The sequence below is a fragment of the Bacteroides sp. genome (assembly GCF_019417265.1).
Lineage (GTDB): Bacteria > Bacteroidota > Bacteroidia > Bacteroidales > Bacteroidaceae > Phocaeicola.
Map to the genome: position 1 here is coordinate 1 of NZ_DXVR01000007.1, position 13,510 is coordinate 13,510.

The 13,510-nt window shown below is 42.7% G+C and carries 11 protein-coding genes; 4 read left to right on the plus strand and 7 right to left on the minus strand.

Translation table 11 applies throughout. The features are described from left to right. Positions 1-2,062: carbamoyl-phosphate synthase large subunit (gene carB / locus QZ379_RS01950; protein WP_291557699.1), on the plus strand; the 2,062-nt coding region annotated here is incomplete at its 5' end. 203 nt (positions 2,063-2,265) lie between these two features. Here carB and QZ379_RS01955 read toward each other — a convergent pair. From QZ379_RS01955 to QZ379_RS01975, 5 genes are all read right to left on the minus strand, one after another. Beyond that, a complete protein-coding gene (locus tag QZ379_RS01955; RefSeq protein ID WP_154043443.1) occupies positions 2,266-2,565 on the minus strand; it encodes a heavy-metal-associated domain-containing protein in 300 nt (99 codons plus the stop codon). A gap of 19 nt (positions 2,566-2,584) precedes the next feature. Continuing rightward, positions 2,585-4,804, minus strand: coding sequence for a TonB-dependent siderophore receptor (locus tag QZ379_RS01960; RefSeq protein ID WP_291557707.1), 2,220 nt, complete (start codon positions 4,802-4,804; stop codon positions 2,585-2,587). Positions 4,805-4,921: 117 nt separating this feature from the next. Continuing rightward, positions 4,922-5,350, minus strand: coding sequence for a hypothetical protein (locus QZ379_RS01965; RefSeq protein ID WP_291557710.1), 429 nt, complete (start codon positions 5,348-5,350; stop codon positions 4,922-4,924). Between the two features lie 127 nt (positions 5,351-5,477). Continuing rightward, positions 5,478-6,542, minus strand: a complete 1,065-nt coding sequence (gene buk, locus QZ379_RS01970; protein ID WP_291557713.1) for a butyrate kinase — start codon at positions 6,540-6,542, stop codon at positions 5,478-5,480. A 71-nt stretch (positions 6,543-6,613) separates the two neighbouring features. Next, on the minus strand, positions 6,614-7,525 hold the full coding sequence (locus tag QZ379_RS01975; protein ID WP_291557715.1) for a phosphate acyltransferase: 912 nt from the start codon (positions 7,523-7,525) through the stop codon (positions 6,614-6,616). 79 nt (positions 7,526-7,604) lie between these two features. Between QZ379_RS01975 and QZ379_RS01980 the strand changes: the two genes are divergently transcribed. Then, a complete protein-coding gene (locus QZ379_RS01980) occupies positions 7,605-9,371 on the plus strand; it encodes a gamma-glutamyl-gamma-aminobutyrate hydrolase family protein (protein WP_291557718.1) in 1,767 nt (588 codons plus the stop codon). Positions 9,372-9,462: 91 nt separating this feature from the next. Here the strand turns inward: QZ379_RS01980 and QZ379_RS01985 are convergent, their stop codons facing one another. Beyond that, positions 9,463-10,989 (minus strand): Gfo/Idh/MocA family oxidoreductase, encoded by a 1,527-nt coding sequence (locus QZ379_RS01985; RefSeq protein ID WP_291557721.1) that lies wholly within the window; start codon positions 10,987-10,989, stop codon positions 9,463-9,465. Between the two features lie 319 nt (positions 10,990-11,308). On the opposite strand from QZ379_RS01985, the gene QZ379_RS01990 reads away from it, so the two are divergent. Continuing rightward, positions 11,309-11,536, plus strand: a complete 228-nt coding sequence (locus tag QZ379_RS01990) for a winged helix-turn-helix domain-containing protein (protein WP_291557724.1) — start codon at positions 11,309-11,311, stop codon at positions 11,534-11,536. A gap of 1 nt (position 11,537) precedes the next feature. After that, positions 11,538-11,759, plus strand: coding sequence for a winged helix-turn-helix domain-containing protein (locus tag QZ379_RS01995; RefSeq protein ID WP_291557728.1), 222 nt, complete (start codon positions 11,538-11,540; stop codon positions 11,757-11,759). Positions 11,760-11,832: 73 nt separating this feature from the next. On the opposite strand, the gene QZ379_RS02000 is transcribed toward QZ379_RS01995, so the two are convergent. Beyond that, positions 11,833-13,510, minus strand: a 1,678-nt coding sequence (locus QZ379_RS02000; protein ID WP_291557731.1) for a beta-galactosidase, incomplete at its 5' end; no start/stop codon positions are given.

The following is a 13,510-nucleotide window of genomic DNA, read 5'->3' on the forward strand; positions in this document are numbered from 1 at the left end:
CCAGAAAGGTCTTCGTATGATTGGTCAGGGTATGCACGGTTTCGTAGGTAACGACCACACTAAGTTCGAAAATCTTGATGACGAACTTGCCAACCCGACAGACTTGCGTATCTTCGCCATTGCACAGGCTTTGGAAGAAGGCTACAGCATAGAGCGTATATTCGACCTTACCAAGATAGATCCTTGGTTTATCGGCAAACTGAAAAATATTGTTGACTACAAGGCTAAACTCCAGACATATAACTCATTGGAAGAAGTTCCTGCAGACGTATTGCGTCAGGCTAAGGTTCTTGGTTTTTCAGATTTCCAGATAGCACGCTTCGTTCTTAAACCTACAAGCGGAAATATGGAAAAAGAAAATCTGGCTGTACGTGCTTATCGTAAGAAACTTGGCATCCTTCCGGCTGTTAAACGCATCAATACAGTAGCTTCAGAACATCCTGAACTGACAAACTATCTGTATATGACATATGCTGTGGAAGGTTACGACGTGAACTATTACAAGAACGAAAAATCAGTAGTGGTTCTCGGTTCGGGCGCATACAGAATCGGTTCTTCTGTAGAGTTTGACTGGTGTTCTGTAAACGCTATCCAGACAGCACGTAAGTTAGGCTACAAGTCTATCATGATTAACTACAACCCTGAAACAGTATCTACAGACTATGACATGTGCGACCGTCTGTACTTTGACGAGCTTTCATTTGAACGTGTACTCGACGTTATCGACCTTGAACAGCCTCGTGGAGTTATCGTTTCTGTGGGTGGACAGATTCCTAACAACCTGGCAATGAAACTTCACCGCCAGTCAGTGCCTATCCTCGGAACATCTCCTGTATCAATCGACCGTGCAGAAAACAGAAACAAATTCTCTGCAATGCTCGACCAGCTTGGTATCGACCAGCCGGCATGGCAGGAACTTACAAGTCTTGACGATGTAAAAGCATTCGTACAGAAGGTAGGTTATCCAGTTCTTGTACGTCCTTCATATGTATTGAGTGGTGCAGCCATGAACGTATGCTACGATGAAGAAGAACTTACAAGATTCCTGCAGATGGCAAGTGAGGTATCTAAGGAATATCCGGTTGTGGTATCACAGTTCATGCAGGAAACTAAGGAAATAGAGTTCGACGCAGTGGCACAAAACGGAGAGGTCGTGGAATATGCAATCTCTGAACATGTGGAATATGCAGGTGTACACTCAGGTGACGCTACATTGGTATTCCCTGCCCAGCAGATTTATTTCTCTACAGCACGTCTGATAAAGAAAATCAGCCGCCGCATCGCTAAAGAGCTTAACATATCAGGTCCTTTCAATATCCAGTTCCTTGCACGCAAAAATGAGGTTAAGGTTATCGAATGCAACCTTCGTGCTTCAAGAAGTTTCCCATTCGTATCAAAGGTTCTGAAGAGAAACTTCATCGAAACAGCTACACGTATCATGCTGGATGCTCCTTATACACAGCCTGACAAATCTGCATTCGACATTGACCGCATTGGTGTCAAGGCATCTCAGTTCTCATTTGCACGTTTACAGAATGCCGACCCTGTATTGGGTGTTGACATGTCGTCAACAGGTGAGGTAGGATGTCTTGGAGACGATTTCAATGAAGCTCTGCTCAACGCTATGATTGCTACAGGATATAAGATTCCTAAGAAAGGTATCCTTGTTTCTTCCGGAGCTACCAAATCTAAGGTTGACTTGCTCGATGCCAGCCACGCTCTAAGCCAGAAAGGTTACAGCCTATACGCTACAGCCGGTACAGCTGCATTCCTCAACTCACATGGTATCCCTACAACTCCTGTATTCTGGCCGGATGAACGTCCTGATGCAGAAAATAATGTGATAAAGATGATAGCTGAACATAAGTTCGACCTGATTGTGAACATTCCTAAAAACCACACAAAACGCGAGCTTACAAACGGTTACCGTATCCGTCGTGGTGCGACAGATCACAATATTCCTCTTATCACAAATGCACGTCTTGCAAAGGCATTTATCGAAGCATTCTGCTCTATGGATGAAAAAGACATCCAGATAAAGAGCTGGCAGGAATATGTATAATGAATATTTCTTATAACTATAATTTAAATCCCGGATACCTGATTGGTGTTCGGGATTTTTAGATTCTGTTCAGTGAGCGTTCAATAGCCGTTCAGTGAACATCCAATAAACGGGGAATAAACACAATCCAAACAGTACTTAAACAAAAAGTAGGACACATTAATACTGCGCCCTACTTCCTATTGAAATATGTACTATCCTTCTTACTTTACTTCAACATCGCTGATAACCTTTGCTTCGTATTTGAATTTTGCAAAGCCGTCTTTCAGTTTCTGTATATTTGTTTTATCTGAATCGTAAGTAATAGTAACTGTACGTGTCTTAAGATCTGTTTCCATCTTCTTTACACCTTTCTCGAAAGGTATATTCTTCTTTACTTTGTTTTCGCAGTTAACGCATTCCATCTGGTCAACTTTGAATACGATCTTACGAAGTTCTTTAGCAGATACCTGAGCTGCACACATAAAAGCAGCCATGAATGTAAATAATAATACTCGTTTCATAATATAAATGTTTTAAAGATTAGTTTCTTGGTAAATTATATCTCACTCCTATATATCCTTTCGCACCGTGCATAGGTCCCCATATCATTGAAGCATCAAAGTTGTTGCCCCAAGGGTCATCTGCACCGATAATGGCATTCTTCTGCTTGAAGTTAGTAAGGTTCTCGCCACCTATATATACAGACCAGTTTCTGAAGAAACGTGTAACCTGGAAGTTCAACTGTTCGAAACCTTTGTATCTCTCGTTCCATGAAAGAGTTCCGTCGGCAAGAGTCTCCGGTGTCGGCATACGTCCGCCACCATTCAACTGCAGTGTTCCGTCAAACTGCCATTTACCGAGAGGAGTCTTGTAAGAAGCTGTAATCAGTCCCTTATATTTTCCGGTAAGCGCTTTTTCATAAAGTTTTCCGTTTATAGCCTGCTTGACATCTGTCATACGCCATGCCGCAGTAAGGTTAAATCCTTCGAAGAACGGATATGTAGCCTCAATCTGGAATACCTGTGAATATGAACGTCCGTCTAGATTGGTAAATGCAATTGTATGAGCATCTGATTCCATATCCACTACCAGCTGGTTCTGGAAATCCGTATAGTAATATTCTGCATTCAGATTAAGAGTCTTACCGAACAAAGGAATATACGACGCTATACTCAAACCATAGTTCCATGCCTGCTCCTGATCCAAATCATCAGCAATAACTACCTTTCTGCTGCTGGCAAGCATATAACAGTTTTCTGCCAATATATGGTTTGTGCGATACCCCTTTCCTGCCGAAGCACGGAAATTGATATATTCATTAGGAGCATAGCGTACATTTGCACGCGGAGTAACAAAAAATCCGTAGAGGCTACTGTAATCACCTCTAAGACCTGCCATAACAGTCAGTTTATCACTTGGCATATATGTATATTGTGCATAAACACCACTCACTGTCTCTTTATCAAGTTCCGGAGTAAGGCCTAAATTTACATCATTCACAAGGCGGTATTCCTGATCATAACGGTCATAATTCAGACTAAGGCCTGTTGACAAAGAATGCCGGGAAGTAAATTCTGTCTCAAACAAAAGTGACGCGTATGCATTCTGCTGATCCACGTTATAGAGTTTACGTCCATATACTGCATCCATATTATGAATGGTACCGGAAGTGATAAGCGCGATATTTGTGTTATGTTCCTTATTGAAGATATAAGCCTGCTTGATGAAAGCCTCATATCTGTCTGTATTCATATCTATGCGGTAAGGGTCAGTATATGTATGTCCCCCATGCGATACCTGTCCGCTGGCACGTTCTTCGTTGATAAATTTGATACCGGCCTGGAATACATAGTGTTCGCCCATATATGCCCATCTGTTGAAAAGATTGTATTGTTCCACCTGTGGGATATCGGCAAATCCGTCACCATCGCTGTCGTGCGCCTTTGTCTCATTCTCATAATGAGCAAAAAGCATTGTACTCCACTTGTCAGACAGTTTAACGGAAGCATCGGCATTTGCCTCATAACGGTTTGTAGTGCTTGCAAACAGATTTGCAGAGAACCAGTCAGCCTCGGCAGCCTGAGGTTTCTTGAATTCGATATTAATCTGACCTGTAAGAGCCTCATAACCGTTCTTTACAGAAGATGTACCTTTACTAACCTGAATACTGCTCATCCACGGTCCAGGTACATATCCCAGTCCGTAAGGCGCAGACGCACCTCTGAAGTTAGGAATATTCTCTGTCAGCATCTGCACATATGTACCTGACAGTCCAAGGAGTTTTATCTGCTTTGCACCTGTTGCCGCATCTGAATAATTCACATCAACAGAAGGATTGGTGACAAAGCTTTCTCCAAGGTTACAGCATGCGGCACGACACAACTCATCCGAATTAATAAGTTCCGCGTTTGTCACGCTGCTACGCAGTTTCTGGAAACCCATTTTTCTTCCGGTCACGTTTACTTCAGCCAGCTGTACACCTTCGTTCAATACTATATCAATATATTCCTGATAAGATGCAATGCTTATGGTATCTGTATTATAACCGATAAAACTCACAATAAGCTTGTCGGCATTTGCCGGACGTTCAAGAGTAAACTCACCATTCATATCAGTACTGGCTCCACGCGAAGAATTGAGCCATACAAGGTTTGCTCCGGGTATAGGTTCGCTGTTGCTATCTTTCACTGTACCCGTAAGAGTGTTTGCCGCCATCATAGGTAAAGCGGCCAAAGACAATAAAATAATCAAGTATTTCATTAAAAAAAATATTTAGTTAAACACATTATCATGGTGCAAATGTAGCTATTCCTCAATGCAACACGATTGCAAAGAAGATACGCCACATCAAGCATAACAAAAGCCCAATGTGTAAAACTAAATAATCAATACTGAATGAAAAGCCAATAATGTCCGTCCACTGTTATATACCGGAGGAGCATTAGGAGCTTGTGAGAATAACAGTCCGGCAGAAACCGGAGGTATTATATAAGAAACCTGTTCAGGCAAATCAAAAGGCATCTGAGTGAATGACACTACGTCATCCTCATGAGACACCTTAAAGAAATAATCAATATTATAATGAACATTTATGCAAGAACATTCTTCTGATACTGAAGTACCCGAATAATCGCTGTCAGAATGATGGCAACAGCTTTTCGTTCCACTGCATGAATGATGCACTGAAGAGGAACATGCCTGTGTCTTGCAATAAGCCGAACAGATATGTACCATTCCCGCACCTGCTCCAAGATTGAATACTATCAGAGCAAGAACAAGTATCAATATGTTGCATAAATTCTTCATCCGCTGCAAAGATAGCACAAACCGGGTGAAATACAAAGTGAAAACAAAGTTTTCGACTTTTAATTCCGAAGTCAGCCTATCTTATCTAAAGATACGAAAAACGGTCAAATCACAGCTATAGAACGAACTATCCCGGATTGTAAACCTGCAAAGGCAGTTCACCACGTAATGCGCCCAATGCATTCATAGCCAATGCACCCATTTCATCCTCTCCCGGTATGACCTCAATATGTGCCAGTCCGTCAATCCATGAAGAAATTTCAGATACTACATAATCTCCGTAAGCCATTCCTCCTGTCAGTATAATAGCATCTGTCTTTTGCCTTAAGACGATATGCATGCTGCCTATTGTCTTTGCTATATTATATGCCATAGCATGCAGGACATTATAGGCATGTGTATTTCCGGCCTTTATCTCCTCTACTACATTTCTTACATCAGTAGTTCCTAAGTGAGCAAACAGTCCACCATGTCCGTTTATCTTCCTGCGTATCTCGTCATACGTGTATTTACCGCTGAAGCACAAATCTACAAGCTGCCTTGTCGGTATAGAACCGGCTCTTTCAGGGCTGAAAGGTCCGTCACCGTCAAGTGCATTGTTTACGTCTATAACCCTACCCTTAGAATGTGCACTGATGGAAATTCCACCTCCCAAATGGGCGACTATAAGATTAAGGTCTTCATATCTACGTCCGATGCTTGCGGCATATCTGCGTGATACGGCACGACTGTTCAAGGCATGAAAAACGGAAATTCTGGAAATTTCAGGCATTCCAGTTACACGGGCCAAATCACTCATTTCATCCGTTACCACCGGATCAGCAATATACGCAGGACAATTACATCCTTTGGCAATCTCATCGGCAATCAATCCTGCCAAATTGGATGCATGCTCCATCTTTGCATTCCTCAAATCGTATTTTATCTTTTCGTCTACAAGATATACGCCTCCCTGAGTGGGTTTCAATAATCCTCCACGCCCTATTACAGCATCAAATTCCAGACTGAAGCCTGCTTCTTCCAAAGACTTGACTATCAGTCCCATTCTGAAATCATGCTGCTCGTTTACATGAGTAAAACGCGATAGTTCATCTGCCGGATGATATACATTTTCACTCCACAGTTGTTTCTCATTATCATAAACGGCAACCTTGGTTGAGGTTGACCCTGGATTAATCACAAGTATTCTCATATTTGTAAGTTTTTCAGTTTATAAGTTTGTAAGTTTCTTTATGTCGGCTCTATGCAACTTAAAAACCAAAATTATTTTCCCGCCAGACATGCCAAAACCAGACTATAATACTTCGAGTTGCCCGAATCACTACGAGATGGAACAACCACCGGTGCAATGGTTCCGGTAAGCATTCCGGCCATATTGGCATCTCCAAACAGGGATAGTGTTTTATAAAAGGTATTTCCTGATTCTATATTAGGGAATATCATTATATCCGCATTGCCTATCACGGGCGATGACATTCCTTTTATTTCTCCACTATAGGCATCACACGCAGTTTTGGCATCCATAGGCCCGTCAATATACACCCTACCCATTTTGCCTTCAGATGCTTCTTTTTTCAATTCAGTATAGAAAATGGTATGAGGAAACTTTGCATTCACTTTCTCCGAACAATGTATCAATGCCACACGCGGTTCCTCCATACCCAGACGATTGCATATCGCTATATCGTTCATTATCATCGCTCTGAACTGGTCAATAGTCGGCTTAGGAATAACCGCCGCATCCGAAAAAAACAAAAGTTTGTGATATAATGGAATCTGTGCAACGGCTACATGACTTAACACTCCACCCTGAGGTAGCAACCCTCTTTCCTTATGCAAGACTGCTCTCAGAAGATTGTCGGTATTAATCAGTCCTTTCATAAGGACATCCGCCTCGCCGGAGCGGACAAGTTCTACAGCCAGTGCAGCGGCATCATCGGGCGTAGAGGCAGTATATACCCGGACAAAATCAGGAGATGCAGCAAACAGACTATTTGAAATATCTACATGTTCTTCATCCGTTACCAGAAGATACTCTGCTATTTCCTCTCTGAGGCTTCTTATTATAACATATTCTGTGTGGGGGTCATTAGGACAAACGACAGCTACTCTGCGTCTTTGGTTACTTAAACGCAGCCTGCTTACCATTTGGGAAAGTGTTCTTACAGGTTCCATAGTGTGTTATTTTAAACAAATATCTGAAATAAATCCGATTTTTCCGTATATTTGTCAGAGTTATAATAAAGATTAACGTATGAAAACGTATAATACATTCGATATACAGGCCGATTATGACAGTTTGCATAGCAAATTGCCATCAGACCGGAAACGTCCGATAATAGGAATCACCGCGAATATCAGCGACGGAAACGTATCACTGTTTCCCGGATATTTCAAGTCTATATATGAGGCAGGAGGTATTCCTTTGGTAATCCCGCCATCGGAAGATTTAAGTATTCTGCCCAATCTGCTTGACTCACTTGACGGGATACTCCTGAGCGGAGGAGCAGATGTAAATCCGCTGTTCTTAGGCGAAGAACCTGTAAGGGAACTCCACAATATCAATCCATACCGCGACCGTCAGGAACTGATGATTGTGAAAATGGCTGCCGACAGACAGATTCCTATACTTGGTATATGCAGAGGAATACAGGTTATGACTGCCGCATTAGGAGGAAAGCTATATCAGGATATCTATTCACAGGCTGAAGGAAAACTGATAAAGCACAGTCAGGACCTCGACCGTTCATATGCATCGCACACTGTAAAAATCGAAGAAGGAAGTCTGCTTGCCGAAGTGATGGGTACGACTGTATTGCCCGTAAACTCATTCCACCACCAGGCTGTAAAAGAACCGGCACCGGGATTTAAGGTCTGCGCACGCTCGAACGACGGAATAATAGAGGCGGTAGAAAGCACAGAATACAAGTCAATGATAGGCGTACAGTGGCATCCGGAATGTTTCATCCTTAACGGCGACACGCTTATGATGCCGCTATTTGAATGGCTGATAAAGGAATCATCATCATTCAAGGAGGCTAAAAGGCTTCACCATAGGATATTGACGCTCGACACTCATTGCGACACACCGATGTTCTTCGGCCAGGGCATCAACTTTGCCACAAGAGATACAAAAATCAAAGTCGACCTCCATAAAATGACTGAGGGAAGACAGGATGCTACAATCATGGTGGCATACATTCCACAGAAAGAACGCACGGACGAGGCTCTACTTGCCGCAACAGCCAAAGCAGACAGGCTGCTTAATGAATTGGGAAAGATGGTAGCAGAAAACTGTACGGCTGTAGATATTGCCTATACGCCTTCCGACCTTTACCGCCTGAAGATGGAAGGCAAGAAAGCCATCATGCCCGGTATAGAAAACGGCTATGCCATTGGTAAGGACATCACAAATGTGGAACGGTTCAGAAAAAGAGGCGTGGTTTACATGACTCTGTGCCACAACGGCAACAATGACATATGCGGTTCGGCAAGATACAATGACGAGAATCTTGGTGTAAGCCGGTTCGGCGAGGCCGTAATACACGAAATGAACCGTACAGGAATGATGATAGACCTGTCGCACAGTGGAGAGAGAAGTTTCTACGACACTCTGGAGATAAGCCGGATGCCGGTAGTATGCTCACACTCGTCATGCCGTTCTCTATGCGACCATCCGCGCAATCTCACTGACGAACAGATAAAAGCCATTACGCGCAAAGGCGGAGTGATACAGATATGTCTTTACAGCGGTTTCCTCCGTTCCGACCGTGAAGCCAATATCCTTGATGCGATAGAACATCTTAACCATGTGGTAAACCTTGCCGGAATAGAACATGTTGGAATAGGAACTGATTTCGACGGCGACGGCGGCATCATAGGTTGCAACGATTCATCGGAACTTATCAACTTCACCCGCCGGCTCATGAAAGAAAGGTACAACGAAGAAGATATCAGACGAATATGGGGTGGCAACTTCCTCCGTGTTATGGAAGAAGTACAGAGACATTCTTCATTATAAGCCTCTGAAACTGTCTTATAAATTTGAAAGCCTTTTGAAAACTGTTTGCAAAGAGTTTTCAAAAGGCTTTCAAGTATATTGCCATTTCTATTTATTTCCAGTCGTCAGCACCCTGAAGCTTGAGTTTCTGTGTATAAGCCTCAGCCTTACTTGCTGCTTCGGCCTCATCCTCCGGAGTGGCGAAAGCATGTCTGTATCCTTTCACCTTGTTCCAGTCGCCACGTGTAAAGTCCGGGAATTCCACTGGAGCACAGTTATTATCCATAGACAATTCACCAAGCTCAGCCAGACAGCACCATTCTGCAAGGTCGTACACATCCATGTCAAGCGGCAAACCGTTCTGAAGGCAATAAACCAGACGTGCATCCATAATGAAGTCCATACCACCGTGTCCGCCTACTTCCTTGGCCATCTCTCCGTATTTCTTCAATATCGGATGTCTGTATTTCTCTACCAAAGCATTCATCTCCTTTTCAGGCAAGAAACTGTGAGCATTAAGATTGTCAACTTCCGGCTGAACACCCGACGCTTCAAGCTGGTCACCTCCTACAGCATATCCCTCAACAGGATACTTATTGGCAAAACCTTTGGTTCCTGTCAGCTGATAAAGTCTGTTGTATGGCTGTGGTGTCATTACGTTGTGCTGTATTTCTATAACCTTGCCATTCTCAGTACGAATCAGCGTAGTGGTATGGTCACCGTTCCTGAAGTTCTCGCATACAGAGTCGGCAGATGCTTCCACCCATGCCTTACCGTTCACGGATTTAGTATCCATAGCCACAAGAGTCTTCATTCTGTCGCCACGATGGATATCAAGAGCCTGAGCAACAGGGCCAAGACCGTGAGTGGCATATACATCACCGCGGTGACGCATATTATAATCCAGTCGCCATCCCAACTTATCCGATTCGCCATTCTTCCAGTAATGTTTCCAAAACGGATTTAAATCATGGATATAAGCTCCTTGAGCACGTATCACCTCACCGAATACCCCCTGCTGAGCCATGTTAAGAGTGTTCATCTCGAACCAGTCGTAGCAGCAGTTTTCAAGAATCATACAGTGCTTCTGATACTTCTCACTCAAATTAACCAGCGTCCAGCATTCGTTCAGATTCATTGCAGAAGGTACTTCGATAGCTACATGCTTACCGTTTTCAAGAGCACACTTGGCTACAGGGAAATGATGCAACCAGTCGGTAGCTACATAAACCAAATCAATATCCTCTCTCTTGCACAGTTCCTCATAACCTTTCTCACCGGAATATATGGTTGCTTTGGGAAGAAAAGCATCCTTAAGATATTTCTGGCATCTCTCTGCACGTTTGGCATCATAATCGCAAAGGGCAACAATCTGAGTTCCGGGAATATGGGTAAATCTCTGAACGGCACCGGGACCACGCATTCCCAAACCGACAAAACCAACTCTGACAACCTCCATCTTGGGAGCTGCGAAACCCAACATACTCTTCTGGCCATCTTCGCGGTCAGGACTTTTTACCACGATAGTACCACCGTTCCATTTCCACTCAGTTCCATGTTCGTTTACATTCACCTTACCTGTGTCAGTGGCACATGAATAGAACGCCATACACAGCACAAAGAATAAAATCTTTTTCATTGTATTACAATTTAACCTCCGTATTACAAGGCATATTTCCGTAAGGTTGCGAAGGACTACGCCTACAGAAATAAAATCGCGTGTAAAGATAGGAATATTTATATTCAGAATAAGTGTTTTTATACTTTAAAAGACATAAGAATCTAAATATTTTAGTAACTTAGTTATCAAAACTATAACATTTCATTACACCATGATAAAAAACATGGCTTTCAAGTTACAACATATTAAAAAAAACTGTATATTTGGGAAAAACCAAAAGTTTATATCTATTTGACTATATACGAGAACTGTATTTCTAACCTAAATAATTAAAGATATGGATGTACAAAGTATAGGAAAAAACGCAGGTGTGTTATGGCAAGTGCTTAATGGCGAACATCGTAAATGGTCTTACAGCGAGATAAAGAAAACATCCGGGCTGTCTGACAGAGAACTGAACGCAGCAATAGGCTGGCTGGCAAGAGAAGGCAAACTGAATATTGAAGAAACTCAGGTAGGAAAAAGAAACATACTATACGTTGAACTTAACTTATTTATCGGATAATATGGACAAACACGTCATCGGAGAAAATGCCGGAATAGTATGGAGACTCCTGAACAACGGCGAAAGATGGGAGTATGAGCAACTCAAGAACGCTTCCGGACTGTCTGACAGAGATTTGAACTTAGCTATCGGATGGCTGGCAAGGGAAAACAAGATTTTCTTTGAAAGAAGCAAGGAACAGGACAAAGAATACATGTATTTGTCAATCGACTTGTATTTTTAGAGCTATAAACTTTAAAAGGTATATGGATTGAAACCAACAATTCCATATACCTTTTATTATACAGGCCTATTCTTTAGTATTTGAAGTCAGACGATTTGACGTATATACTGTAATCCTTTATAATTGAAGGAAGTTCAGATTCGGCACGAGGCAACATCCTAAAACCTGAGATGGAATACTCCTTGCCCAAATCAATTACTATCTGATGTGGATATGATGTATTGTCCACAGTCTGCCAATAGGTACTCTCCTGCAAATCGTAGATTTTATCTGCCGTATGATTACCGCTTCTTGTTTCCTCGCTGTCAGCATAAGCTATCTTCCAGTTCTCACGTGAGATTTTATTGCCTTTACTGTCAAGGACATCAAGTTCTGCAATCGCAGCGAGATTATTACCGTCATAGTTTGAAACTGCATTGATACAGAAATATCTGCATTTATATTCTGCACCAAACTTCACTTCCTGCCATCCGTTCTGTTTCTTGAATGTTCCTGTATATACAGCCTTCTCATGGCTTAAATCCAGGTTCTGTCCGTCCCTTCTATGTGTCTCAGGAGCTTTCTCCTTAAGCATATCAAGAATAGGTTTACTGATACCTTTTACCACTGTTTCCGACGGTCCCATCAAATCGAGTACGATGATTTCATTCTTACCCTCATTCAACCAGCATCCCGGCATAAACAGAGTCTGCTGAGGACCTATCTCCCAGAAACGTCCCATTGCATGTCCGTTCACCCATACCATTCCTTTACCCCACTTCTGCATGTCAAGGAATGTATCTCCTACCTTACTCAAATTAAATTCCGCTTTATAATAACAAGGTCCGGAAACTTTGCCGGCTTTCTCATACTTCTTGTTATTTACGAATTCATAGAAAGGAGGAAGACTGAATATCTCCCAGTTCTTAAGCTCGATATCACCTTTTGAGGTAGAAGCCACTACATTGTCGGTTATACCTTTTCTGTCATGGATAGACTTGTCGAAGTTCACTCGTCCCATAGCCTCAACAAGAATATCAAGCTGTGTACCTTTCTTCAACTTTCCGTTCAGTTTAAGAGAGAACTCACCTTTTCTTCTGTCAAGTCTTCCTAACAGCTTGCCGTCTGCAAATACTTGTACCCAGTCGTGTACCTCGTTTATCTGAAGTGTTCCGTCGATATCCTGACCCAAGACATTACGATAAAGAATCGTACCCCATCCCTGATTGAAGAACTCCATAGGCTTGATGTCCTCCGACACATTCGGTTCCGGAAGATTGGAGAATACCGGTGCGGCTTTCCATTCAGTGATGGCAGGAATCTCAATTACATCATATGGTGCAGGAGGTTCCGGCAGGGTTTCACCTTCAGGTAGATAATTCTTCAGAAGGTCACGCAGCTGGAAGTATTTCGGTGTAGTCCATCCGGCTTCGCTTATAGGAGCATCATAGTCATATGAACTGCACATAGCAGAGTATGCAGGGTTGTTTGCACCTCCCCACCATCCGAAAGTAGTACCTCCGTGAGTCATGTAAAGGCTGAACGAGATATTGCGGTCGAGCATATCCTTAATACCTCCAACCATAGTGGCAGCATCGCGGGTCTCATGCTTTCTCCCCCAATGGTCGAACCATCCGCTCCAGAACTCACTGCACATAAGCGGTATTTCAGGACGCAACTCTTTCAGTTTCTTGAACTGCTCGTCGATATTCGCACCTGTTCCGAAGTTTACAGTCCACAACAAATCATCCAAAGCATTGTTTGTGAAGTTT

Coding starts and splice junctions, on each gene's coding strand:
- QZ379_RS01955 (WP_154043443.1), bottom strand. CDS start 2,565: ATGAAACGAGTATTATTATTTACATTCATGGCTGCTTTTATGTGTGCA.
- QZ379_RS01960 (WP_291557707.1), bottom strand. CDS start 4,804: ATGAAATACTTGATTATTTTATTGTCTTTGGCCGCTTTACCTATGATG.
- QZ379_RS01965 (WP_291557710.1), bottom strand. CDS start 5,350: ATGAAGAATTTATGCAACATATTGATACTTGTTCTTGCTCTGATAGTA.
- buk (WP_291557713.1), bottom strand. CDS start 6,542: ATGAGAATACTTGTGATTAATCCAGGGTCAACCTCAACCAAGGTTGCC.
- QZ379_RS01975 (WP_291557715.1), bottom strand. CDS start 7,525: ATGGAACCTGTAAGAACACTTTCCCAAATGGTAAGCAGGCTGCGTTTA.
- QZ379_RS01980 (WP_291557718.1), top strand. CDS start 7,605: ATGAAAACGTATAATACATTCGATATACAGGCCGATTATGACAGTTTG.
- QZ379_RS01985 (WP_291557721.1), bottom strand. CDS start 10,989: ATGAAAAAGATTTTATTCTTTGTGCTGTGTATGGCGTTCTATTCATGT.
- QZ379_RS01990 (WP_291557724.1), top strand. CDS start 11,309: ATGGATGTACAAAGTATAGGAAAAAACGCAGGTGTGTTATGGCAAGTG.
- QZ379_RS01995 (WP_291557728.1), top strand. CDS start 11,538: ATGGACAAACACGTCATCGGAGAAAATGCCGGAATAGTATGGAGACTC.